We start from the raw sequence: 23,643 nt of genomic DNA, 5'->3' as shown, positions 1-23,643 counted from the left end.
GGCGGGTGTGTGTTCCCTCCGGGTTTCGCCGGGACGGCGCCTTGGCCCCCCGTGACGGCCTAAGGCCCCCTTCGCCGGTATGGGGCGATGGGGGCCTTGGGTGGCTCGCGGAGGCGGGCTCGCGCAGCCGGCCTCCGCGGAGGCCGGCCCGCGGAGGCCGGCCGCGCGGGAGGGTCAGGCGGGGGCGCCGACCGGCTCGGGGGCGCGGTCGCGCACCTCGGGCTCGTCGTCCTCCAGCGGGGAGGCGGAGGCGCCGCGGTAGGCGTCGCGGTCCAGGATGTTCTCGCGGGCCGCGACCAGCACCGGGACGACCGCCTGGCCGGCCACGTTGGTGGCGGTGCGCATCATGTCCAGGATCGGGTCGATGGCCAGCAGTAGACCGACGCCCTCCAGCGGCAGGCCCAGCGTCGACAGGGTCAGCGTGAGCATCACCGTGGCGCCGGTGAGACCGGCCGTGGCGGCGGAGCCGACGACCGCGACGAACGCGATCAGCAGGTACTCCTGCACCCCGAGCTGGATGTCGAAGATCTGCGCCACGAAGATCGCGGCGAGCGCCGGGTAGATCGCGGCGCAGCCGTCCATCTTGGTGGTGGCGCCGAACGGGACGGCGAACGAGGTGTACTCACGCGGCACGCCGAGGCGCTCGACGACCTTGGCGGTCAGCGGCATGGTGCCGACCGAGGAGCGGGAGACGAAGGCCAGCTGGATGGCCGGCCAGGCGCCCTTGAAGAACTGGACCGGGCTGACCTTGGCGACCGTGGCGAGCAGCAGCGGGTAGACGCCGAACATCACCAGCGCGCAGCCGATGTAGACGTCGGCGGTGAAGGTCGCGTACTTGCCGATCAGGTCCCAGCCGTAGGTGGCGATGGCGCGGCCGATGAGGCCGACGGTGCCGATCGGGGCGAGCAGGATGACCCACCACAGCGCCTTCTGGAGCAGTTCGAGCACCGACTCGCTGAAGGTGAGCACGGGCTGCGCCTTCTCGCCGATGGCGAGGGCGGCGATGCCGGCGACGGCGGCCATGAAGACGATCTGCAGCACGTTCAGCTCGGTGAACGGCGTGATGACGTCGGTCGGGATGATACCCGTCAGGAAGTCGATCCAGCTGCCCTGGCTCTCCGGCTTGGCGCCGTCCTTCGGGGTCAGGCCGGTGCCGGCGCCCGGGTTGGTGATCAGGCCGATGGCGAGGCCGATGACCACGGCTATCAGCGAGGTGATCCCGAACCACAGCAGCGTGCGGGAGGCCAGCCGGGCGGCGTTGTTGACCTTCCGCAGGTTGGTGATGGAGACCAGGATCGCGAAGAAGACGAGCGGGGCGACGGCCAGCTTCAGCAGCTGGACGAACGTTCCGCCGACCTTGTCGAGGGTGGTGACCAGCCAGGCCAGGTCCTGGCTGCGGGCCAGCCAGCCCAGCAGGACGCCGAGGACCAGACCGGTGATGATCTGGACCCAGAAGGGCACCTTGAGCCGGCGCCTGGGCCTGCTCACGGCATGCGTGTTCTCGGACACGGACACACTCCGTCGGGGGGACGCGCGGTGGCGCGGGGAAACGAAACAGTGAGGAGCGGCGCCCCGGATCGGTCAGCAGCGCCGCGAGAGATGTGGAACGAGGTCGGACCCGGACCGGGCCGGAGGCTCCGTCAGGGCCGACACGCCGCGGTGGTTCGGCGGCAGAGGTCCACGTGCAGGCGCGCCACGAGCCGGAGGCTCTGCGGCGTGAGGGGCGCGGCTGCTGACGTCATGCGCATACGTTAACAGCAAAGCTTTGGGATACCCAAAGCCTTGCTTTGTGAGGTGGGACGCTCTTCCACCCGAGAAATGACAAGTGCCCCGTCTCCGGTGGGGAGACGGGGCACCGACGACGCGCGGCGCGGGGAGAGGTCAGTCCTCCTGGGCCCGGTTGAGCTCCAGGTTGACCTTGGCGCGGTCCATCCGCTCGATGATCTGCTCGGAGGCGCGGTCGCGCACGCCGCGCAGCACCACGAAGCTGATCGGGGCGGAGACGACGAGGGCGAGGAGGATGATCCAGATGCCGTTGGAGTCGCCGACGGCGCTCGGCAGCACGCCGGCGTAGACACCGCCCCAGACGACCGCGAAGCAGCCGACGAAGATGCCGAGGCGCATCAGTGTGTAGCGGAGCATCTCTAACCCACTCTTCCGTCCGTCGAGAGCACTGCCGTCCAGTGAAACACGCCGCCGGAGGGATCTTGCGCGGGGGCCGGTCGCACGGAGGTCGGGAGGTCAGGTGAGCGGGAGCCACAGGGTGACGTCGTCCCGGTCGTCGCCCGGGGCGACGCGGATGGCGCCGGGCACGCGGCCGACCTCCTTGTAGCCGCAGGAGGCGTAGAAGCGTTCGAGGCCGAGGCCGCCGCGGCAGCCCAGCCGGACGGCTTCGATCCCCTCGATGGAGCGGGCGGCGTCGGCGAGGGCCGCCATCAGGTCGCGGCCGTGCCCCTTGCCCTGGTGGGCCGGGTGGACCATCACCGTGTAGGCCATCACCCAGTGCCGCATCAGCCGGTGGCCGTTGGAGGCCAGGAACGCGGTGGCCAGCACCCGCCCGTCGCCGTCCTGCCCGATCAGCAGCCGGGCGGTGCCGTCGGCGACCTGGGTGAGCTGCTTGACCAGCGCCGCACGGATGGCGTCGCGGTCGGCCGGAGGCACGAAGCCGACGGCGCCGCCGGCGTCGGTCACGTCGGTCCAGAGGTCGAGGATCCCGTCACGGACGGCAGGAGTGATCACCGGATCGAACGTGAAGGTAAGGGTCATGCCGCGAACCTAGCCCTTACCCTCAGCTGCCCTCAAACGGATTCCACAGACTGGACGCCCCGGCGGACCCGCCGGGGCGTCCAGGGCGTACAGGGCGTCGGGGCGTCCCGGGTGCCGACGGGCCTCAGACCTCCTCGGGGAGTTCCCCGACCCGGTTCTCCCACTTGGTGGAGAGCACGATGGTGGTGCGGGTCCGGGACACCCCGTGGGTGCCGGAGAGCCGCCGGATGATCCGCTCCAGTCCGTCCACGTCCGCCGCGCGGACCTTCAGCATGTAGCTGTCGTCGCCCGCGATGAACCAGCAGTCCTCGATCTCCGGGAGTTCCTTCAGCCGCGTGGCCACCTCCTCGTGGTCGGCGGCGTCGGAGAGCGAGATGCCGATCAGCGCGGTGACGCCCAGGCCGAGCGAGGCGGCGTCGACGGTGGCCCGGTACCCGGTGATGACCCCGGCCGCCTCCAGCCGGTTGATGCGGTCGGTGACGCTGGGCCCCGACAGGCCGACGAGGCGTCCCAGTTCCGCGTAGGAGGCCCGTCCGTTCTCCCTGAGAGCCTGGATGAGCTGCCTGTCCACGGCGTCCATGCGATCGATTGCCTTCCGGTGAGGTGTTCCTGCGACGTGTGTGACCGAGGACGGACCGGCATGAGCGGCGGCGGTCATGCGGTCCGGGTGATCGACGGGTGGTGCGGTGATCAGCTCTCGGCGGCCCTCGCCTCGCCGAGCCCGCCCTTCCACCTGCGGTACAGGGTGTGCGGGACCCCCGCCGCGTCGAGCACCCGGCCGGCGACGAAGTCGACCAGGTCCTGGATGTGGGTGGCGCCCGCGTAGAAGGCCGGTGAGGCCGGGACGACGTTCGCCCCCGCGTCGTCCAGCGTGACCAGGTGCCGCAGCGTCTGCCCGTTGAGCGGGGTCTCACGCACGGAGACCACCAGCGGGCGGCGCTCCTTGAGCGTCACGCTCGCGGCACGCTGCAGCAGGTCCTTGGAGAGACCCAGCGCGACTCCCGCGACACAGGCGGTGGAGGCGGGCACGATCAGCATCCCGCGGGCCGGGTACGAACCGGACGACGGCCCGGCGGCCAGGTCGCCGGCCGCCCAGTACCGGACGTCGCCCGCGGCCTCCCCGCAGGTGCCGGGGTCGAAGGTGGCGGGCTTGCCGTCGGCGCCCATGGCCAGCCAGCGGTTCAGGTCGTCCTGCCAGTGGGCGTCCCGGAAGGAGATCCCGGTCTCGTCGAGCAGGGTGAGCCGGGCAGCCCGGCTGACCACCAGATCGACGCTCTCCCCGGCCTCGATCAGCCCGCGCAGCACCGCCGCCGCGTATGGCGTGCCGGATGCCCCGGAGACCCCCACGATCCAAGGGGTCCGCCGCTTTTCCCCTGCGTTCACACCCCGAGCCTACCGGCGCGGCCTGACAGCCCCGGCACGGGCAGGACCACGGCGCGTACGCCGCCGCGCGGCGGGTGACCGCGCTCCCGGGCGGCGAACCGATTTCGGTCAGGCGTGCGGGGCCGGGAACCGGACAAGGGGGGCAAAGCGTTGTGGGGACAGAGGTGAGGTCAGGGAAGCCGGAGCGGTCGCCGGAACGGCAGAGGGAGACGGGGGATCCGACCATGGCAGCCATCGGTGGCGGTACGGGCGCCGGCCCGGGCGCGGAGGTGTCGCGCGGGGAGCGGGTCCGGCTGGCCGGGAAGCTGATGCTGGGCTGGGTCGCTCTGCTGTGGGTGCTGGAGATCGTCGACGCGGCCTCGGGCAACGCCCTCGACCGCTTCGGCGTGGTGCCGCGCGACCCCGGCGAGCTGGCGGACGTCGTCCCCTCCGCCTTCGTGCACTTCGGCTTCGCCCATGTCGCGGCCAACACGCTGCCGCTGCTGGTCCTCGGGTTCCTCGCCGCGCTCGGCGGGATACGGCGGTTCCTCGCGGTGTGCCTGCTGATCATGGTGGCCGACGGGGTGGGCGTCTGGCTCATATCCCCGCCCGGGGTGAACACCGCGGGGGTGTCCGGGGTGATCTTCGGCCTCTTCGGCTTCCTGCTGGTCTCCGGCTTCGTGGAGCGCCGGCCGCTGGGCGTGGTGGTCGCCGTGCTGATCACGGCGGTCTGGGGCAGCTCGATCCTGGCGGGCCTGGCCCCCACCCAGACAGGGGTCAGCTGGCAGGGCCACCTGATAGGCCTGCTCTCCGGCGTCGCGGCCGCCTTCCTCCTGGCCCGCCGCGCCCGCGCGGTCTAGGGCCGTTCGAGGCCGCGCCCGGGGCGGGCGGGGGCCATCCGGGCGTCGGCGAGGCTCACGGCGGGGCGGTCGAGCAGCGTCGTCAACGCGTGCCGCTGCCGCTCGGTCAGGGGGTTGACGAAGACCGCCGCACCGGCGCCGGTCCGCTCGCACATCTCGGCCAGTTCGCGCGCCTTCCCGGAGCTCAGGAGGGTCCGCGAGGAGTAGGGCAGGGACATCTTCCGGGCGCCGCCGGCCGAGACTCCCCTGCGCTGCACGACGCGTCCGACGACCCGGGCGCCGCGCGCCTCCAGTTCTGCGGCCGCCGCCTCCATGAGCGCGGCGAACTCTGCCTCCTTCGCGGAGAAGAGCCCCACCACCACGACGCCGACGCCGGACAGGCCGGGCGGTGCGGGCGGCTCCGCCGGGCGCGCCGGGGTCCGGCGGACCGGCCGCCGGTCCCGCCTGCGCTGCTGGTGCACGCGGGCTCCTCCTCACGACCGGGGATACGCCGCGCCGGGACACGCCTCCCCGACACGCTCCCGCCCGGGGACGCGAACGCGGGTCGGCGGTCGGACCGGCAGGCCGTCGGGCCGGCGGACCGGCGGGCCGGCGGACCGGCGGGCCGGCGGGCCGGCGGGCCGTCAGACGGTCAGGCCTCGCACGACCAGGTCCAGCAGCGCGCAGACGAACAGAGCGATGCCGATGAACCCGTTGACGCTGAAGAACGCCCGGTTGAGGCGGGACAGGTCGTGCGGGCGGACGATGGTGTGCTCGTAGACGAACGCGCCCGCCACGATCAGCAGACCCAGCCAGAAGAAGAGACCCGCTCCGGTGAGGACGCCGAACCAGGCGAAGAGGGCCGTGGTGACGAGGTGACAGCCACGTGCGCCCCAGATCGCCGCGGGGATCCCGAACCGCGCCGGGACGGACTTCACACCGACCTCGCGGTCCGTCTCCACGTCCTGGCAGGCGTAGATCAGGTCGAAGCCGCCGATCCACACGCCGACGGCGACGCCCAGGACGACGGCGTCCCAGGACCACTCGCCGGTGACGGCCAGCCAGCCGCCGAGCGGGCCGATGGCCTGGGCGAGCCCGAGGATGGCCTGCGGGAAGTTCGTGAACCGCTTGCCGTACGGGTAGACCACCATCGGGATCGCCGCGAGCGGCGCGAGGATCAGGCAGAGCGGGTTGAGCAGCGCCGCCGCGACCAGGAAGACGGCGAGCGCGACCAGCGCACCGGTCCACGCCGTCCGCACCGACACCGCGCCGGTGACCAGCTCCCGCTGCGCGGTCCGCGGGTTCCGCGCGTCGATCTCCCGGTCGATGATCCGGTTGGCGGCCATCGCGAAGGTGCGCATCGCGACCATGGCGATCGTCACCAGCAGCAGGTCGACCCAGTGCACGGAGCGGTCGACCGTGAACATCGCGGTGAGCGCCGCGATGTAGGCGAAGGGCAGCGCGAAGACCGAGTGCTCGATCATCACCAGGCGGAGGAAGGCCTTCACCCGTCCCGGCCCGCGCTCGGCGGGAACAGGACCTGTGGCGCCCGTGGCGTCAGCGGCGGCGGTCAATGCCGTACTCCTTCCACCGGCGGTCGACCTTCGCCGCCGTCTCCGGGTCGGGCAGGACCATCTCGGGCCAGCCGCCGTCCCTCGTGTACCCCTCCTCGGGCCACTTCGCGGTCGCGTCGATGCCCGCCTTGCCGCCCCAGAACTGCTGGTAGGAGGCGTGGTCGAGATGGTCGACGGGGCCCTCGACGACCGTGAGGTCGCGCGAGTAGTCCGTGTTGCCGAGGGCGCGCCAGGCGACCTCGTGCAGGTCGTGCACGTCGCAGTCGGAGTCGACGACGACGATCAGCTTGGTCAGCGACATCATGTGCGCGCCCCAGATGGCGTGCATCACCTTCTGCGCGTGCTTCGGGTACTTCTTGTCGATCGAGATGATCGCGCAGTTGTGGAAGCCGCCCGCCTCGGGGAGGTGGTAGTCCACGATGTCCGGAACGATGATCTTGAGCAGCGGGAGGAAGAACCGCTCGGTGGCCCGCCCCAGCGGCCCGTCCTCGGTCGGCGGCCGGCCCACCACGATGGACTGCAGCAGCGGCTTCTTGCGCATGGTGACGCAGTCGATGGTCAGCGCGGGGAACGGCTCCTGCGGCGTGTAGAAGCCGGTGTGGTCGCCGAACGGACCCTCCGGCAGCATCTCGCCCGGCTCCAGCCAGCCCTCCAGCACGACCTCGGCGTTGGCCGGGACCTGAAGCGGGACGGTCTTGCAGTCGACCATCTCGATCCGCCGGCCCGCGACGAACCCGGCGAACAGGTACTCGTCGATTCCGCCCGGCAGCGGCGCGGTCGCCGCGTAGGTGACCGAGGGCGGGCAGCCGAAGGCGATCGCGACCGGCAGCCGCTCGCCGCGGCGGGCGGCCACCTGGTAGTGGTTGCGGCTGTCCTTGTGGATCTGCCAGTGCATGCCGATGGTGCGCCTGTCGTGGCGCTGCAGCCGGTACAGGCCGAGGTTGCGGACGCCGGACTCCGGGTCCTTGGTGTGCGTCAGGCCCAGGTTGAAGAACGCGCCGCCGTCCTGCGGCCAGGTGAAGAGCGCGGGGAGCTGGTCGAGGTCCACGTCGTCGCCGGTGAGTACGACCTCCTGCACGGGGCCGTCCTTCACCTTCTTCGGCGGCACGTGCGTCATGGTCCCGAGCTTGCCGAACGCCTCCCGGACGCCCATGAACCCCTGCGGCAGTTCGGGCTTGAGGAGGCCGCCGATGATGTCGCCGATCTCCTCGTACGACTTCAGGCCGAGCGCCTTGAGCAGCCGCCGGTCGGTGCCGAAGACGTTCATCGCGAGCGGCATCGCGGAGCCGCGCACGTTCTCGAAGAGCAGCGCGGGGCCGCCCGACTTCTGGACCCGGTCGACGATCTCCCCGACCTCCAGATGGGGGTCGACCTCGGCCGTCACCCGCTTCAGGTCTCCGTCGCGCTCCAGGGCCCGCAGGAAGGAGCGAAGATCGTCGTAAGCCATGCCCCCCAGTATCGCCGAGGGCCTCGCGGAGGTGGCGTCCGCCCCTCGGACGAAGCACCCGCGCAGCCGCTAGCCTGGTGACGTCACGGGCCGGCCGCCGCCGTCCCGCCGTCGTTCCACTGGGGGTACGCCCGTCATGCTGAGGATCCTGCCGCTGCTCCTGGTGCTGGCCCTGACCATCTACGCGTTCATCGATTGCCTGAACACCCCGGAGGAGGACGTCCGGGTCCTGCCGAAGCCGATCTGGGCGATGCTGATCCTGCTGCTCGGCACCGCGCTGATCGGGCCGGTGGCGTGGCTGGTCGCGGGCAAGGTCCGCCACGGCGGCGCGAACGACGGCGCCTTCGGTCCGCGCGGCGAGCAGCGGGGCGGTTCCCGCGGAGGGCAGCGCCGGCAGCGCTTCGTGGCGCCGGACGACAACCCCGACTTCCTCAAGTCGCTGGGCGAGGAGACCCGCAGGCGCGGCAAGGACGACGAGGACCCCCAGCAGCCCGACCGGCGGGAGGACCCGCGCGACGAGCGGCGCGGCCGGGACGAGGACGCCCCGGAGAGCTGACGCGCGGCAACGGTCCCGCGCCACGGCGACCGCCCCGCCATGGCCACGGCCACTACCCCGCCCACGCGGCGCCGGCGCCCGCCCCCTCACGCTCCCCCGGGAGCCGCCGGACGGGCTGTCCTGCGCAGCCGCTAGTCTGCCCGTCCTCACCGTCCGAACAACTCGTCGCGTCCTGGGGGGACTTGCGCATGCTCCGGATTCTGCCGTTCCTGTTGGTGCTGGCCCTGTGGATCTACGCCTTCATCGACTGCCTCAACACCCCCGAGGAGAAGGTGCGCGGCCTGCCCAAGGTGGTCTGGGTGCTGATCATCCTCTTCCTCGGCGAGGTGCTGGTCGGCCCGATCGCCTGGCTGGTGGCCGGCAAGGTCCGTGACGGCGCCGCCGCCCACCGCGGCTCCACGCCCTCCGAGTGGCACCGCAACCACCGCCCCTCGGCCCCCGTCGCCCCGGACGACGACCCGGCGTTCCTCGCCCGGCTGGCCGAGGAGAACAAGCGGGACGAGGCCCTCCTGAAGGACTGGGAGGCCGACCTGCGCCGCCGCGAGGAGCAGCTGCGCCGCGAGGAACGCGGCGAGAACCGCAAGGAGAACTGAGACCCATGTCCCCGGCGCTCGACCTACGGCTGCTGGCGACCTTCGAGAAGGTCGCCGCCCTGCTCAGCTTCACCCGCGCGGCCGCCGAGCTGGCGTACGCGCAGTCCACGGTGACCGCGCAGGTACGGGCGCTGGAACAGGACCTGGGCGTCGCCCTCTTCGACCGCCTCGGCAGCCGCATCCGGCTCACCGAGGCCGGGGAGCGGCTGCTGCCGTACGCCCGCCGCCTCCTGGACCTGGCCGCCGAGGCCCGGGCCACCGCCGTCGAGCCGGACGAGCCGTCCGGGCAGCTGACCGTCGGCACCATCGAGTCGCTGACGTCGTACCGGCTGCCGCCGCTGTTCGAGCTGTTCCACCACCGCTACCCGAAGGTGCGGCTGTCGCTGCGCACCACCATCGGCGACGAGACGCTGGACGCGCTCCGGCGCGGCGTCTACGACCTGGGCTTCCTGATGGAGACCCGCACCGAGCACGCCGGGCTGGAGACGGTGGTCCTGCTGCCGGAGCCGCTGGCCCTGGTGGCGGCCCCCGGTCATCCGCTCGCCGGCCGGTCCCTGGCCACCGCCGACCTGTACGGGGCCACGCTGCTCGCCGTGGAGTCCGGCTGCGCGTTCCGCGACCTCTTCGAGGCCGAACTCACCGAGGCGGCCGGGGAGCCGGTCGCCTTCCGCGAGTTCGGCACCGTGGAGGCCACCAAACGCGCCGCGGCGACCGGCCTGGGGATCGCCCTGCTCCCCGAGGTCACGGTCGCCGACGCGCTGGCCGCCCAGGCGCTTCAGCGCCTCGACTGGCGGCCGTCGTTCACTCTCCACTCGCAACTGGCGTGGCGGTCCGGGAAGCGGCTGCCTCCCGCGGCGCGTCTGTTCGTGGAGCAGACCCGGCGACTGCTGCGGGAGCAGCAGGCGCGGCCGCCGGCTTCCTGAGCGTCACCTTCAGGCTCGCGAGGACGATGAGCGGCAGGCCCAGCGCCTGCAGCCACCCCATGACGTGTCCGTACACCGCCCAGTCGGCGAGCATCGCGACGGCCGGGTAGACGAAGGCCAGCACGGCGATCTTCGCGGTGGGCAGCTTGGCGTAGGCGGCGTACATCAGCACGTACATCACGCCGGTGTGGAAGACGCCGAGCGCCACCAGCCAGCCCCAGGCGCCGGCTCCCGCGCCGCCCATCGCGCCCAGGTCGGCGAACGGCAGCAGCAGCGGAATGCCGACGACCACCTGCACCAGGGCGATCAGGTGGGGACGCACGCCCCGCACCCGCTTGACCACCAGGGTGGCCAGACCGTAGAGCACCGCGGCGCCCAGCGCCTGGCCGATGCCGAGCAGGTAGCGGCCGTCGCCGCCGGTCAGGTCCTCCGGCCGGACGCCCGAGACCAGGACCAGACCCGCGAAGGCGACGGCCACCCAGCCGAGGGTGGCGGCGGTCAGCCGCTCCCGGAAGAGCAGGGCGCCGAAGACCACCACGAAGAACGGCTGCATGTGGTAGACGACCGACGCCACCGAGATGGAGGTGTTGCCGTACGACTCGAACAGCAGGATCCAGTTCCCGACGATGAACAGTCCGGCGAGGACGGTCAGCGCCAGGCTGCGCCGGGTGAACCCGTGCCCGCGCATCCAGCCGCGGGCGGCGACGTAGACGCCGAGGGCCAGCGCGCCGAAGAGCACCCGGAAGAACACCACGTTGAGCGAGGAGGCCCCCGACTCGACCACGAACACGCCGATCGTCCCGGACAGCACCATGGCGGTGGTGAGCTGGGCGATCCCCTTCGTCTCTGTTGTCATGCGTCGAAGCTACGGCGCGCCCGTCGCCCGGGGCCACGCCGGACCACCCCGTGATGCCGATGGGGCCATCGGCAGGGCCGATGACCCCAGGTCAGCGCCGCGGAAGGGCGCTCAGCGCAGGCGCGAGGAGGACAGGATCGAGAACAGGTGGGCCGGGACCATCACCCAGGTCACGGCCGCCAGGACCACCAGGGCGATCCGGGTGGCGTCCAGGTTGCCCAGGGCCGCGTCCACCACCGCGGTGGCCAGGAGCACGAGGGACGCCTCGATGCCGTTGGTCAGCCGGTGGATCTTGAACGCGGCGGCCAGCTTGCGCAGGGTGGCCACTCCCTCGGAGCGGGGCCGCGTCGACTCGTCGTCGGCCACCGCCAGTCCGCGCCGGGCGCGGGCCACGTCCACCAGGTCGGTGGAGGCCTTCAGCAGGACGACGCCCATGGCGGTGAACAGGCCGAGCGCGACCCAGCCGTCGAAGGAGCCGCCGTCGCCCCAGCCGGCGGCCCGGAAGCCGGCGCCGGCCAGCAGCGCCGCGTCGGCGAGGTAGGCGCCGAGCCGGTCGACGTAGATGCCGGCCGCGCTGTTCTGGCCCTTCCACCGGGCGACCTCGCCGTCGACGCAGTCGAACAGCAGGAAGAGCTGGAACAGCACGGCGGCCAGGATCGCGCCGGTGAGCCCGGGGATCAGCAGGGCGGCGCCCGCGGCGACGCCGCAGACCACCATCGTCCAGGTCAGCGCGTCCGGCGTGACCGGCGTTCGCACCAGCTGGCGCGTCACCCGCAGGGAGATCGCCCGCATGTACATCCGGCCGGCCCAGTGCTCGCCGTTGCGGCTGGCCAGCTTGGCCTGCGGCTGGCAGACCTCCCGAAGCTCCTCCAGGACCGGGGCAGCAGCCACCATGTTCACGCTTTCCTTCCACCGACGGGCCGAGTGACGGCCCAGGGTAGAGCAGGCCGCCCGAACGCCCGGAGCCGCCCCCTCCACAGGGGCGGCTCCGGGGACGGGGGCGGTGCGTCAGCCGACGTCGGCGTAGGAGTGCTTGCCGGAGACGAAGATGTTGACACCGTAGTAGTTGAACAGCCAGCAGCCGAAGGCGATCAGCGCCAGGTAGGCGGCCTTGCGGCCCTTCCACCCCGCGGTGGCCCGGGCGTGCAAGTAGCAGGCGTAGGCGATCCAGGTGATGAACGACCAGGTCTCCTTGGGGTCCCAGCCCCAGTAGCGGCCCCAGGCGTCGCCCGCCCAGATGGCGCCGGCGATGATCGTGAACGTCCACAGCGGGAAGACCGCCGCGTTGACCCGGTAGGCGAACTTGTCCAGCGAGGAGGCCGCGGGCAGCCGCTCCAGGACCGAGGTGGCGAAGCGGCCCGGCTTGCCGCCGCCGGCCAGCTTGGCCTCGTAGGAGTCGCGGAACAGGTAGAGGACCGTGGAGACCGCCGCCACGTAGAACACCGCGCCGCAGAGGATGGCGGTGGAGACGTGGATGTACAGCCAGTACGAGTGCAGCGCCGGGACCAGCTGGTCGCTCTCGGTGTAGAGGACCGTGACCGCCAGACCCAGGTCCAGCAGGACCACGGTGATCAGCGGCAGGCCCATCCAGCGGACGTTGCGGCGGAAGGCCAGCAGCGCCAGGTAGACGCCGACGGCCACCGTGGTGAAGGTGATGTTGAACTCGTACATGTTGCCCCACGGCGCCCGCTGCACGGACAGCGCGCGGGTCAGCACGCCGCCGAAGGACAGCAGGAAGCCGAGGACGCTCAGCGAGACCGCGATCCGGCCGTACAGGTCACCCTGCGCGTCGCCGCCGTGGGCGCCGGGGCCGTCCGGAACGTCGGCGCGGGAGGCGTCCGAGGAGCGGACGACGACCTCGGGCCGCTCCAGCACGGCGGTGCCGCCGGCCTTCTTCACCGTCACGGCCGGGGCGGGCGCGGCGTTCTCCCGCGCGCCCGCGCCGCCCGTGAGCGCGGAGGCCGTGCGGGCCACCTTGCTGCGGCTGCCGAAGGTCCACTCGGCGATGTAGGCGAAGAAGGCCAGGGTGTAGACGGCCATCGCGGAGTAGATCAGCACGTTGCTGATCTGCGCGAGACTCTCGTTGGTCGTGGCGGCGAGCGTCGTCACTTGTCAGCCCCTTCAGGGGAAGGTACGGGGGAATCTGCGGGGTCCGGCGCGGAGCCGGACTCGAGGTGCGGTGCGGTCTCCGACGCGGGGTCCGGCGTCGTGTCGGGCCCGGCGTCCGGTGCGGCGTCCGGCCCGGAGTCCGGTCCGGTGCCGGGGCCGGCGTCCGGTTCGGTGCCGGGTGCGGTGGGCGCCCGGTCGTGGACGAGCCCGACCAGCTCGGCCAGCTCCTGCGGGAGCCGCGCGGACTCGCTGCGGCCCAGGCCCGCCATCTCGACGACGGTCACCCCGTCCTCACCGGCCGTGGCGCGCACCCAGACGCGGCGGCGCTGGATGAACAGGGAGCCCGAGAGACCGGCGATGGCGACGAGCGCGCCGCCGAGCGCCCAGCCGCCGGCGGGCTGCCGCACGACCTGGAAGTTCGCCCACTCCTTGATCTCCTTCTCGAAGGTGATCGAGCCGGCGCCGCCGGGCAGCTCCATGGTCTCGCCCGGCAGCAGCATCTTGCGGATGATGTCGCCGTTCTCGTCCTTGAACTGCTTCAGCTTCCGGTCGTCCAGCTGGTACACGTTCTGCGGGATGCCCGAGTCCACGCCCAGGCTGCCGTGGAAGCCGGCGACCGCGAGGACCGGGAAGTCGAGCGCCGGGAACTGGGAGAACATCGTCCCGCTGCCCTTGCCGGCGAACGTCGGCACGAACACCGTGGAGAAGCCGAGCTGCTCCTCCTTGCCCTTCGGGTCGCGGTAGCCGTCCAGCACCTTGACCGCGCCCTGGGAGGTGATGTTCTGGTCGATCGGCAGCATGGGCACCGGCTGGGAGAAGACCACCTTCCCCTTGCCGTCGCGGACCGTGACCACCGGCGCGTAGCCGTGGCTCGTCAGGTAGACCTTGGAGCCGCCGACCTCGAGCGGCTTGTTGACCTGCACGACCTTCTTCTTCTCGGCCCCGTCGACGCCCTCGCGGTAGGTGAGGGTCGCCTCGTAGGTGCGCGGCGTGCCGCGGTTGGGGCCGGAGGGGGCGAAGGTGGCGCGGAAGTCGTCCAGGTCGAAGCTGAACGGTTCCAGGTCGTCGTAGGAGAAGAGGCTGCCGGCCCGGAAGTCGTCGTACTGGACGGGCGTGTTGGCGAAGCCGTCGCCCTCGACGATCAGCTTGTTGCCCTCGGACTTGAACAGCTCGCCCCAGCCGAAGGCGATCAGCATCACGATCAGCGCCAGGTGGAAGGCGAGGTTGCCCAGCTCCCGCAGGTAGCCCTTCTCCGCGGCCACCGCGTCGCCGGCCGTGTGGGCGCGGAACCGGCGGCCCTTGAGGACGCCGAGCGCGGCGCCGCGCACCTCGTCGGGGCTCTCCGTGGTGCGCCAGGTCGTGTACGCGGGCATCCGGTCCAGCCGGCGCGGAGCGCCCGGCGGACGTCCCCGCAGCTGGCCCACGAACTGCCAGGTGCGCGGCACGATGCAGCCGATCAGCGAGACGAACAGCAGGATGTAGATCGCGGAGAACCAGACCGAGCTGTACACGTGGAACATGCCCAGCGCGTCGTAGAGCGGCGCCAGCGTGGTGTGCGCGTCGCGGAACTCCTCGACCTTGATCGGGTCGACGCGGTCCTGCGGGACGAGCGAACCGGGGACGGCCGCCAGTGACAGCAGCAGGAGCAGCAGCAGTGCCGTCCGCATGGAGGTCAGCTGGCGCCAGAACCAGCGCACCCAGCCCGTGACCTCACGGCCGGTCCAGGTGATCCGTCCCCACGCGCCCGGGGCGCGGCGGCCGCCGAAGGAGCCGGGCACGGCGGTCGACTCGACCGGCGCGGTGGACAGCCGGGTCCCGGCCTCGGTGTCGCCGGCCTCGCCGGTCTTCTCGCCGGTCGTCCCGGTGGTGGTCTCGCTCATGGATCAGATCCCCGGTGTGAAGCCAGTGGTCCAGGTCTGCAGCTGCTGCACGAGCAGGTCCCAGACCCCGGTGAGCAGGAGCACACCGGTCACGATCATCATCGTGCCGCCGATCCGCAGCACCCAGACGTAGTGGCGCTTGACCCACCCGAAGGCGCCCAGCGCCTTGCGGAAGGCGACCGCGGCCAGCACGAACGGCAGGCCGAGGCCGAGGCAGTACGCGACGGTCAGAATCGCCCCGCGCCCCGCGCTGGCCTCGGTGAAGGCCAGGCCGTTGACGGCGGCGAGGGTGGGGCCGATGCAGGGCGTCCAGCCGATGCCGAAGAGCGCGCCGAGCAGCGGCGCCCCGACCAGGCCGGTGGCCGGCCTGCGGTGGAAACGGAACTCCCGCTGGGTCAGCCAGGGCATCAGCCCCATGAAGAAGATGCCCAGCGCGATCATCAGGACGCCCAGCACCTTGCTCAGGACGCCGCTGTACTCCTGCAGCGTCTGTCCGAAGTAGCCGAACAGCGCTCCGGTGGAGACGAACACCACCGTGAAGCCCAGCACGAACAGCGAAGCCCCGGCCGCCATCCGGCCGCGACGGGCCTCGGCCAGGTCGGTGCCGGTGACGCCGGTGACGTAGGAGAGGTAACCGGGCACCAGCGGCAGCACGCAGGGCGAGAAGAAGGAGACCAGCCCGCCGAGGACGGCGAGGGGCAGCGCGAGGAGCAGGGCCCCGCTGCGCACCGTCTCCGTCACGTCGGCGGCGACCAGCACGGACACGTCCGGCATGTCAGCTCTCCGCCAGCACCGGGTCGAGCATCTCCCGCAGCTTGTCCTCGCTCAGCGGCTGCATCGCCCGCGCCGCGATCTTCCCGTCCCGGTCGATGACCAGGGTGGTGGGGATCGCCTGCGGGTTGAGCGTGCCCTTCTCGAAGCGGAGCAGCAGCCGGCCCGTCGGGTCGTACAGGCTCGGGTACTCGATGCCCTCCTCCTTCTCGAAGGCGAGGGCGGGCTGGGTGGAGGTGTCGCGGGTGTTGATGCCGACGAACCGGACGCCCTGGTCCTTGGTCTCGCCGGCGACCTTCACGAAGTTCTTGGCCTCGGCACGGCACGGGGCGCACCAGGAGCCCCACACGTTGAGGACGACGACGTCGCCCTTGTAGTCACCGGTGTCCAGCTGCCCGCCGTCCAGCGTCTCGCCCTTCAGGCGGGGGGCGGCGCGGCGGTCGCCCTCGGCGACGGTGGCGATGCCGTTGGTGCTGGTGACGAAGTTGGTGCCTCCGCCGCCGGCGGCGGAGGAGCCGCCGTCACCTTCCGAGCCGCACGCCGACAGCAGCAGAGCGGCGGCGGCAGCGGTGGCCGCCGCGGCCTGGGCGCGGCGGCGGCGGTGCGCACGAGGCTTGTGGCCAGTCATGTGAAAAGTTTCGCATGTCCGTTCCGGGGATCTTGGGGACCCCCCTGCGGCCCGAGAACCCCCACGTCGGCGGGGGTGCGCGGGCCTTCGCGGAGGCTATGCGCCGAACGCCTTCTGTCCGCCCTTGACCGGCTTGGCGCCGGCCAGCAGGTGGGCCGGCACCAGGTCCCGGGCCGGCTCGGTGTAGCCGACGGCCACGATCCGGTCGCCCTCGTAGGTGAAGGAGGTCAGCGAGGCCAGGGTGCACTCCCGGCGCCGCGGGTCGTGCCACAGTCGCCGGCCCTCGATCGCGGACCGCACGATCCAGATCGGCAGCTGGTGGCTGACCAGCACCGCCTCGTGGCCCCGGGCGGCGGCCGCGGCGGCGTCCAGCGCCGCGCGCATCCGCGCCACCTGCACCTCGTACGGCTCGCCCCAGGACGGCTTGAACGGGTTGACCAGGTGCTTCCAGTTGCCGGGCCGCTTCAGCGCGCCGTCGCCGACGCCGAAGGTCTTGCCCTGGAAGACGTTCTCCGCCTCGATCAGCCGCTCGTCGGTGTCCAGCTCCAGACCGTGCGCCTTGGCGATCGGCGTGGCCGTCTCCTGCGCCCGCTCCAGCGGGGAGGCGCACACGTAGGTGACGTCCCTGGGCGCGAGGTGCTCGGCGACCCGGTCGGCCATCTTCCGGCCCAGCTCGGACAGGTGGTAGCCGGGCAGCCGGCCGTAGAGGAGTCCGGTCGGGTTCTCCACCTCGCCGTGACGCATCAGGTGGACGACGGTGACGTCCTTGTTCTGCTCGCTCACGCCCGTCTCCCCGCTCATGCCGTGGCCTCCGCGGCGGCGCGGGCGGCGGCGGGCAGCGCGTCGGCGATCCGCTCCAGGGCCCGCTCGTCGTGCGCGGTCGACAGGAACCAGCTCTCGAACGCCGACGGCGGCAGGTAGACCCCGCTCGCCAGCATCGCGTGGAAGAACGCCGTGTAGCGGAAGGACTCCGCGGCCTTGGCGTCCTCGTAGTCGTGCACCGGGCGGTCGGTGAAGAACACCGAGAACATGTTGGAGGCCTTCTGCACGGTGTGTGCGACGCCCTCCTTGTTCAGCGCGTCACCGATCAGCGCCTGGATCCTGGCCGAGGAGTCCGCCAGCTTCTCGTAGGCGGCGTCGTCCAGCAGCCGCAGCTGGGCCAGGCCCGCGGCGGTGGCGACCGGGTTACCGGAGAGGGTGCCCGCCTGGTAGACCGGGCCGGCCGGGGCGAGGTGCGCCATCACGTCGGCACGGCCGCCGAACGCGGCGGCGGGGAAGCCGCCGCCCATCACCTTGCCGAAGGTCATCAGGTCCGGGACCACGCCGTCGACGCCGAACCAGCCGGCCTTCGACGTGCGGAAACCGGTCATCACCTCGTCGGAGACGTACAGCGCGCCGTTCTCGGAGCACAGGTCCTTGAGCCCCTGGTTGAAGCCGGGCAGCGGCGGGACGACGCCCATGTTGCCGGGCGACGCCTCGGTGATCACGCAGGCGATCTCACCGGGGTGCGCGGCGAAGGCGGCGCGGACCGCGTCCAGGTCGTTGTAGGGGAGCACGATGGTGTCGCCGGCCTGCGCGCCCGTGACGCCCGGGGTGTCGGGCAGCGCGAAGGTGGCGACGCCGGAGCCCGCGGCGGCCAGCAGCGAGTCGACGTGACCGTGGTAGCAGCCGGCGAACTTGACCACCTTGGCGCGGCGGGTGAAACCGCGGGCCAGGCGGATCGCGGACATGGTGGCCTCGGTGCCGCTGGAGACCAGGCGGACCTGCTCCAGCGGGGCGACCCGCGCCACCATCTCCTCGGCGAGCGCGACCTCGCCCTCGCCGGGCGTGCCGAAGGAGGTGCCGCGGGTGACGGCGTCCTGCACGGCGGCGATCACCTCGGGCCGACCGTGGCCCAGGATCATCGGACCCCAGGAGCAGACCAGGTCCACGTACTCGCGGCCGTCGGCGTCGGTGAGGTAGGGGCCGCTGCCGGAGACCATGAACCGGGGCGTGCCGCCCACGGCGCGGAAGGCGCGCACCGGGGAGTTCACACCACCCGGCGTGACGGCGGCCGCTCGGTCGAACAGCGCCTGCGAGGCAGGGGCTTCGTAGGGGTAGGACGGAACGGTCATGCCTGCGGCTTCTCCGGATCTCCGACTGCGGTTACGGGGGACTCCCACAGGGTAGGCCAGCGGTCGTGACCCGACCCCGTGGCACGGGGGTGGGCGGCCGGCCCGGCCCTTCGGGGCGTACCGGCCCTGGTCCGGAGATAACGGAGCGTGTTCTGCGCCCATCTGCGAGACTGTGACGAGAACCCCGTGCGCGTTCCTCCTTCCGGGTCTTCTCCTGTGTACGTTTCGTGGGGCGGACGTGGGGGAGGTCACTGACACGATGAACGGGTGATCGGGTTGCGCGGCGGGGGCGACGCGTCCTAGAACAGCAGTCGGGTGGAGATATGCATCGCGGTGGCGGACTGGGCGAGGGGACTGGCGACATGGGTCCTCGGCGTTCCCGTCGGGGCAAGCACCGGCGCGAGGCGGACGAGACGACGACTGAAGCGGCCGAGGCCGCGGCCCGCCGGGCGGGCGCGCAGAGTGACGGCGCCGAGAAGCCGGCGGGACCCGTGGCAAGGAGCAGCCGGTTGGGAGTGACGTACAAGTACTTCGGCGCGCCGAGCGGCGCGGCGGCCGCCCGCGTCCCCGAGACCATGCGCCCGGAGGAGCTCGGCGGCGACGAGCTCGGCATGGGCGGCCTCTTCACCCGCATCAAGCCCGAGACGGTGGCGGCGATGGTCCTCACCGGCATCGAGGGCGTCCCGCTGAACAAGGTCCCCCCGCTCGAACTCGTCGTGCTGCGCCCCCAGTACGCGGTGGTCAAGCTGCCCATGACCACCGTCGACCCGCTGCGCGGCATCGGCGAGGAGGCGGTCGGCGCGGCCGCGTTCATCTGGTCCACGGTCCCCGACCGCGGCGGCCCCCGCGACGCGTTCAACGTCTACCAGCTGCTGCACGAGTGGCAGGACTTCAGCCACCGGCTCCACGAGGCGGGCCACCAGCCGTACTGCCTGGTCTGGCCCTGACCCGGCGCGACCCCGCTGCGGCCGACGACCGCCGGGGCGGGGCCTGACATCCTCGCGGACCGAAGGTTCGCGGTCCCTCGGATCGCAGGCCCCATCCCTGGTCAGCCGTCGGCGCCGAAGGACGGCGCGTCGCCCGCGTTGTTGCGCTCGATCCAGCCCTTCCCGTCCGCCGCGATGCCTTCCAGCAGGCGGAAGGTGTGAATGAAACCGGCAGCGTTCAGGTTGATCTCGGCGATCTCCTGAGCGTTCTCGTCCGGCGCCAGCTGATGGGTGTCGGCGTCCTTCACCCGGATCCTCCGGGCCGGCCCGTTGGTGAGGATGAGCTCCAGGTCGTAGCCGACCTGGGCGCGCTCGGTGACCTGTACCGAGGACAGCGCGTCGAACCGGTAGTTGCTGCGCTGCTCGTCCCCGCGCGAGGCGTCGGTGAAGTCGAACTCGGTGCTGATCTCCCGCACGCCGTCCTGGGTGATCAGGAAGAGCCGCAGGCTGTAGCGCGAGTACCGCCAGGGACCGCCCCTGACCCGTCCTCGCTTGTACGGGCGGGCGGGGGTCATCAGGATGGTGTGGGTGATCAGGTCCCGCCAGTTGAGCTGGTAGTGACGCAGCGCCTCGTCGACGAAGAGCGTCTTGTCGCAGGCAAGCCAGGTCTCCATCTCCAGCTCGCTGGGTCGCGTGGCCTCCAGGTACGCCCTCCACTTCTCGTACGCCGCCTGCCGCTCCGCCAGCCGCTGCTCGTACTCCCGGGTCTCCTCGGCCACCCGGTGTTCCTCACCCTGGGTCTGCTGCCACATCGACGCGGCCGTGGATCCGGACCAGACCATGCCGACCACGGTCAGCAGGGCGAGCAGTATCTGCGCCCCGCCGCTGGAGAAGACCGTGCCGAGCATGGCCAGTGCCGTGATGCCGCACACGACCAGGGCGACCACGCACAGCGCCTTCGACGCCGACGGCGCCTGGTGCTCCCGCTGGTCCTCGAACAGGACGCCTTGCTCGTGACGGTCCCGGGCGTCCTCCGCGAGGTGGCGGATCAGCCAGTTGACCCGGTCCACGCCGACGCGGCTCTCGCGGTAGAGCAGCGCGATCTCGGCGACCAGGCTCGAGCGCAGGTGGGCGGTCCAGCCGAGCCAGTCGTGCGGGGTGATTCCCCGGGGCACGCGGTTGCTGAAGTAGTGGTCGAAGGAATGGCGGACGCCGTTGGTGAATCCGTCACCGTTGGCCGCGGGATGCCCGGTGAACGGCGCCTGCGCCCCACGACTGGTGACCTTGGACCGCTGTTCCCGGTACAGCCATCGGCGGCCGAAGTGAACGGCGGTCAGGCCGGCGCCGGCCGCCACCAGCAACTGCAGGACCGCCGCGAAGGGATCCGCGATCAGCGCCAGGATCCACAGGAACGCGGCCAGACCGCCGAACACACCGGCCCGCACGGGCAGGGCGTTCCGGGCGGCGGCAGCGGTGCTCGGACGGGGCGGCACGGCCCGCGGACCGATGGGGTCGGGTTCGAAGTACGCCCAGACCCGTCCGGCCCGGTCGTTGCCGAAGCGGTCCGCCTCGGCCTGCTTGCGGCTCTCGGCCCACAGGCCGTCCTTCAGTCCTCCGGCGAGGACGAGGTCGAAGTGCAGGAGGATCGCGTCGCGCTGGAGCGGGGGCAGTGCGCGCACCTGGTCGAGCACCCGCTTGGTGTCGCCGTCCTCGGTGCCGGCCGTCTCCAGCAGGGCGAAGGCCACACGCAGGGACTCCTTCCACTCCCCCTCGGGGTAGGTCCGCATGCGCGCGAAGGCCGCGTGCAGCTCGCGCAGTTCCTCGGCGCCGAGGTCGTGGTACGACCGTGCGCCGAGCATGGCGAGCACCCAATGGAAGGTGACCTCGGCGTTGTCGTAGCCGTTGTTGATCGCCTGGCGGATCATGTCGCGGGCGCGACTGGGCACCCCGTTCTCCAGGTACCGCAGACCGACCTTGTACTTCTCCTCAGGCGACGCGTCCGGGGGGACGACGTACACGGTGGAGTTGTGGACGGTCTCGGCCTGGATTCCGACGGTGGAGTCGTAGGCCCAGTTGTGGGTGCCGTTGCCGCCGCCGTTCATGACAGGTCTCCCGCCGCGGTGATCAGGGACGCCACCTCGGCCGCCGGACCGGGAAGATCCGCGATCAGACCGCGTAACCGCTTGAGTGCCATGGTCGCCCTCCTGGACGCTCCGCTCGTGTTCTCCTTCGCCGCCCGGCGGGCCAGCTCGAGCTCCGCCAGCGCCTCCGGGTAGGTGTCGTCGTCCAGGCCGCGCTCGGCGTGATGACGCCCCAGCCGCTCACGGAGTTCGTCCAGCGCGGCGACCAGGTCCACCGGAGCGGCCGTGCCCGGGCCCCCGTACAGGTGGACGCTGCTGCCGTGGACCGAGCCGGCCATGATGCCGACGGTGCTGTGGTGGGCGGTGTTGCTCACGCCCCCCTCGGTTCGTCCGGCGGCCGTCGGGTTCCTGTCCGCATGGGACATCGCCATCTGCTCCTGTTCTCCCACCAGCTCCACGGCCAGCCGCGTGGCGAAGGCGGCCGCGTTCGCGGCGGCCCGTGGCTGCCAGTTCCGGTCCTTCGCGCTGCCCTTCGTGCCGTCCGCCCGATCACTGATCCCCCGGACGACGGCCACCGGCGCCCCGCTGAGATGACCGGCCTGCGCCACACCGGCGGCCTCCATCTCGATCGCGAGGGCGTCGTTGTAGTGCTGCCGGATCCACCGGGCCTCGGCCGAGATCCTCGAGTTCTGCACGACCTCGCCGGCCGCGACCGCGCCGAAGCGCACCTGCGGTGCCCGTCCGCGCCCGGCGGCGTCATCGTCGGCCCAGTCGTTCACGCGAGCCAGGTGCGAGGCGAGCTGGCTGATCGCGTGGGGCGCCTCCCACACCCGGGGGCGCGCCTTGAGCCCGTCGTCCTCGCTGGTCCCGCCGTGGTAGGCGTACACGTGCGTCGCCACCACCACATCACCCAGCCTGGCGGTGTCCCACAGGGCGCCGGCGACGCCGACGAACAGCACGGCCACCGGCGAGAACTCCTGGACGGCGCGCTCGGCGATCACCGCGGCGGAGTGGTTACCCTTGTTCGTCAGGCCCAGCGCGACGCGGCAGGAAGTGCCCCGCACGGTCCCCACCTCGAAGCGCGTGCCGTGCTGGTGGAGGTGCAACCGCGGGCCGGCCAGCTTCCGGCGCACCGCCTCGTACTCGAGATTGAGGGCGGTGAGGATCACCACCATGTCCTTCGACATCTACCTTCCTTCCTCCGTCGTGCTCTCTTCCGCGTCGGACGGCACGGGCCGGATGAGCGGTGGGTACAGCACCGCCCGCGGCCCGGCCCGGTACAGCCGCGCGGGTCGTCCTCCGGTGCTCCTGCGCCCCGGGCCGCCGGGGACGATGAATCCCTTGACGGCCTGGACCTTGCGGTAGAAGTTCCGGGTGTCGAGTTCCGCGCCCCACACCGCCTCGTACACCTGCTGCAGCTCGGCGATGGTGAAGAGTTCTCCGCAGAAGGCGGTGGCCAGCGCCGAATGTTCGAGCTTGGCGCGCGCGCGTTCGACCCCGTCCGCCACGATCCGGTGGTGGTCGAAGGCCAGCTCCACCTCGCCGGACAGGACCGCCTCCGCGGGAACCCACCCGGCGTCCGAGGCGTCCGTTCCGGCGACCGGCTCGGGGAGCCCCGGCGCGATCGCCAGGTGGGCCACGGAGACGACGCGTCCGCGGGGGTCACGGCCGGCGTCCCCGTAGACCGCCAACTGCTCGAGATGGACCCATCCGGCGGCCAGTGCGGTCTCCTCGCCCAGCTCCCGGTGGGCGGCGTCCAAGATCTCCTCAGCGGGGTTGTTGAGGAAGCCGCCGGGCAGGGCCCGCATGCCCCGGAAGGGGTCTTCGCCTCGCTCCACGAGCAGGACGCACAACCGCCCTTCCCTCAGGGTCAGGATCACAAGGTCGACCGTCAGCAGCACCGACGGAGGCGACCACTCGCCAACTGCCATGCCAGACAGGCTATTTGGTTACTGTCACTCACACAAGAAGCGCACCTGGAAGGGTTGCCGGTGGCGGGTGCGCCTGGAGGGTCGAACCGGCGGGTGAGCCCACCGGACACATCAGGTGCGGACAGACGCCCTGTGGCGGCGGACGGCGAAAACCCCGGCCGCACCGATTGCGCCGGCCGCGGCGCCCGCGGTCGCCACCGGCAGGAGGGCGTCACCGGCGCCCGTGACGGCGAGGCCGCCGGAGCCCGATGTGGTGCCCGGGCCGCGCTGCGAGCGCATCCCTTCGT

23 protein-coding genes and 1 pseudogene are annotated in these 23,643 nt (G+C 72.0%); 5 read left to right on the top strand and 19 right to left on the bottom strand.

All coding sequences use genetic code 11. The features are described 5' to 3' along the window. Positions 1-174: 174 nt before the first annotated feature. From ACFRAV_RS28820 to ACFRAV_RS28800, 5 genes are all read right to left on the bottom strand, one after another. Entirely contained in the window at positions 175-1,515 is a 1,341-nt protein-coding gene (locus tag ACFRAV_RS28820; RefSeq protein ID WP_382559750.1) for a dicarboxylate/amino acid:cation symporter, read from the bottom strand. Positions 1,516-1,881: 366 nt separating this feature from the next. Then, a complete protein-coding gene (locus ACFRAV_RS28815) occupies positions 1,882-2,142 on the bottom strand; it encodes a DUF4229 domain-containing protein (protein WP_382559747.1) in 261 nt (86 codons plus the stop codon). A 99-nt stretch (positions 2,143-2,241) separates the two neighbouring features. After that, a complete protein-coding gene (locus ACFRAV_RS28810; RefSeq protein WP_382559743.1) occupies positions 2,242-2,766 on the bottom strand; it encodes a GNAT family N-acetyltransferase in 525 nt (174 codons plus the stop codon). Between the two features lie 124 nt (positions 2,767-2,890). Beyond that, entirely contained in the window at positions 2,891-3,346 is a 456-nt protein-coding gene (locus ACFRAV_RS28805; protein WP_351110874.1) for an Lrp/AsnC family transcriptional regulator, read from the bottom strand. Between the two features lie 110 nt (positions 3,347-3,456). Continuing rightward, positions 3,457-4,149, bottom strand: a complete 693-nt coding sequence (locus ACFRAV_RS28800) for a UbiX family flavin prenyltransferase (protein WP_382559738.1) — start codon at positions 4,147-4,149, stop codon at positions 3,457-3,459. Between the two features lie 224 nt (positions 4,150-4,373). On the opposite strand from ACFRAV_RS28800, the gene ACFRAV_RS28795 reads away from it, so the two are divergent. Continuing rightward, positions 4,374-4,988: a rhomboid family intramembrane serine protease gene (locus tag ACFRAV_RS28795; RefSeq protein WP_382559735.1), complete on the top strand. Its 615-nt coding sequence runs from the start codon at positions 4,374-4,376 to the stop codon at positions 4,986-4,988. Here ACFRAV_RS28795 and ACFRAV_RS28790 read toward each other — a convergent pair. The 3 genes from ACFRAV_RS28790 to ACFRAV_RS28780 form a co-directional block, all read right to left on the bottom strand. Then, entirely contained in the window at positions 4,985-5,449 is a 465-nt protein-coding gene (locus ACFRAV_RS28790) for a hypothetical protein (protein WP_382559732.1), read from the bottom strand. The genes ACFRAV_RS28795 and ACFRAV_RS28790 overlap by 4 nt on opposite strands. A gap of 162 nt (positions 5,450-5,611) precedes the next feature. Further along, positions 5,612-6,541 (bottom strand): menaquinone biosynthesis prenyltransferase MqnP, encoded by a 930-nt coding sequence (gene mqnP, locus ACFRAV_RS28785; protein ID WP_382559729.1) that lies wholly within the window; start codon positions 6,539-6,541, stop codon positions 5,612-5,614. Continuing rightward, on the bottom strand, positions 6,525-7,988 hold the full coding sequence (locus ACFRAV_RS28780) for a menaquinone biosynthesis decarboxylase (RefSeq protein ID WP_351110881.1): 1,464 nt from the start codon (positions 7,986-7,988) through the stop codon (positions 6,525-6,527). The genes mqnP and ACFRAV_RS28780 overlap by 17 nt, the downstream gene beginning before the upstream one ends. A 136-nt stretch (positions 7,989-8,124) precedes the next feature. On the opposite strand from ACFRAV_RS28780, the gene ACFRAV_RS28775 reads away from it, so the two are divergent. The 3 genes and pseudogenes from ACFRAV_RS28775 to ACFRAV_RS28765 form a co-directional block, all read left to right on the top strand. Next, complete coding sequence (locus ACFRAV_RS28775) at positions 8,125-8,544, top strand: PLD nuclease N-terminal domain-containing protein (protein ID WP_382559726.1); 420 nt, start codon at positions 8,125-8,127, stop codon at positions 8,542-8,544. A gap of 188 nt (positions 8,545-8,732) precedes the next feature. After that, positions 8,733-9,137, top strand: coding sequence for a PLD nuclease N-terminal domain-containing protein (locus tag ACFRAV_RS28770; protein ID WP_351110885.1), 405 nt, complete (start codon positions 8,733-8,735; stop codon positions 9,135-9,137). Positions 9,138-9,142: 5 nt separating this feature from the next. Then, positions 9,143-9,964 (top strand): annotated as a pseudogene (locus ACFRAV_RS28765) (LysR family transcriptional regulator); the annotation flags it as partial. Here the strand turns inward: ACFRAV_RS28765 and ACFRAV_RS28760 are convergent. The 8 genes from ACFRAV_RS28760 to hemL form a co-directional block, all read right to left on the bottom strand. Continuing rightward, entirely contained in the window at positions 9,939-10,916 is a 978-nt protein-coding gene (locus ACFRAV_RS28760; protein ID WP_382559723.1) for a DMT family transporter, read from the bottom strand. The pseudogene ACFRAV_RS28765 and the gene ACFRAV_RS28760 overlap by 26 nt on opposite strands. Before the next feature lie 111 nt (positions 10,917-11,027). Further along, positions 11,028-11,810: a CDP-alcohol phosphatidyltransferase family protein gene (locus tag ACFRAV_RS28755; protein WP_382559720.1), complete on the bottom strand. Its 783-nt coding sequence runs from the start codon at positions 11,808-11,810 to the stop codon at positions 11,028-11,030. Positions 11,811-11,924: 114 nt separating this feature from the next. Then, positions 11,925-12,956 (bottom strand): c-type cytochrome biogenesis protein CcsB, encoded by a 1,032-nt coding sequence (ccsB, locus tag ACFRAV_RS28750; protein ID WP_382559756.1) that lies wholly within the window; start codon positions 12,954-12,956, stop codon positions 11,925-11,927. Between the two features lie 65 nt (positions 12,957-13,021). Further along, a complete protein-coding gene (locus tag ACFRAV_RS28745) occupies positions 13,022-14,905 on the bottom strand; it encodes a cytochrome c biogenesis protein ResB (protein WP_382559718.1) in 1,884 nt (627 codons plus the stop codon). A 3-nt stretch (positions 14,906-14,908) separates the two neighbouring features. After that, on the bottom strand, positions 14,909-15,679 hold the full coding sequence (locus ACFRAV_RS28740; protein WP_382559715.1) for a cytochrome c biogenesis CcdA family protein: 771 nt from the start codon (positions 15,677-15,679) through the stop codon (positions 14,909-14,911). A 1-nt stretch (position 15,680) separates the two neighbouring features. Continuing rightward, the gene (locus tag ACFRAV_RS28735) at positions 15,681-16,304 is read right to left on the bottom strand and encodes a TlpA family protein disulfide reductase (protein WP_382559712.1); all 624 of its coding nucleotides are present in this window, start codon (positions 16,302-16,304) and stop codon (positions 15,681-15,683) included. A gap of 96 nt (positions 16,305-16,400) precedes the next feature. Continuing rightward, positions 16,401-17,048: a histidine phosphatase family protein gene (locus ACFRAV_RS28730; RefSeq protein WP_382559753.1), complete on the bottom strand. Its 648-nt coding sequence runs from the start codon at positions 17,046-17,048 to the stop codon at positions 16,401-16,403. A gap of 53 nt (positions 17,049-17,101) precedes the next feature. After that, positions 17,102-18,418, bottom strand: coding sequence for a glutamate-1-semialdehyde 2,1-aminomutase (gene hemL / locus ACFRAV_RS28725; RefSeq protein ID WP_382559709.1), 1,317 nt, complete (start codon positions 18,416-18,418; stop codon positions 17,102-17,104). A gap of 323 nt (positions 18,419-18,741) precedes the next feature. Between hemL and ACFRAV_RS28720 the strand changes: the two genes are divergently transcribed. Continuing rightward, positions 18,742-19,365 (top strand): hypothetical protein, encoded by a 624-nt coding sequence (locus ACFRAV_RS28720; protein WP_351110899.1) that lies wholly within the window; start codon positions 18,742-18,744, stop codon positions 19,363-19,365. 101 nt (positions 19,366-19,466) lie between these two features. On the opposite strand, the gene ACFRAV_RS28715 is transcribed toward ACFRAV_RS28720, so the two are convergent. The 3 genes from ACFRAV_RS28715 to ACFRAV_RS28705 are packed head-to-tail and all read right to left on the bottom strand — an operon-like array spanning position 19,467 to position 23,356. Further along, positions 19,467-21,446, bottom strand: coding sequence for a hypothetical protein (locus tag ACFRAV_RS28715; protein ID WP_382559706.1), 1,980 nt, complete (start codon positions 21,444-21,446; stop codon positions 19,467-19,469). Then, positions 21,443-22,612, bottom strand: a complete 1,170-nt coding sequence (locus ACFRAV_RS28710) for a purine phosphorylase (RefSeq protein WP_382559703.1) — start codon at positions 22,610-22,612, stop codon at positions 21,443-21,445. Before ACFRAV_RS28710 ends, ACFRAV_RS28715 begins: the two co-directional genes overlap by 4 nt. Continuing rightward, on the bottom strand, positions 22,613-23,356 hold the full coding sequence (locus ACFRAV_RS28705; protein ID WP_382559700.1) for an NUDIX domain-containing protein: 744 nt from the start codon (positions 23,354-23,356) through the stop codon (positions 22,613-22,615). Positions 23,357-23,643: the final 287 nt, after the last annotated feature.

Source organism: Streptomyces sp. NPDC056600 (assembly GCF_042792855.1).
Taxonomy (GTDB): Bacteria; Actinomycetota; Actinomycetes; order Streptomycetales; family Streptomycetaceae; genus Streptomyces.
The sequence above is the reverse complement of the archived record's forward strand: the minus strand, read 5'-3'. Positions and strand labels throughout refer to the sequence as shown.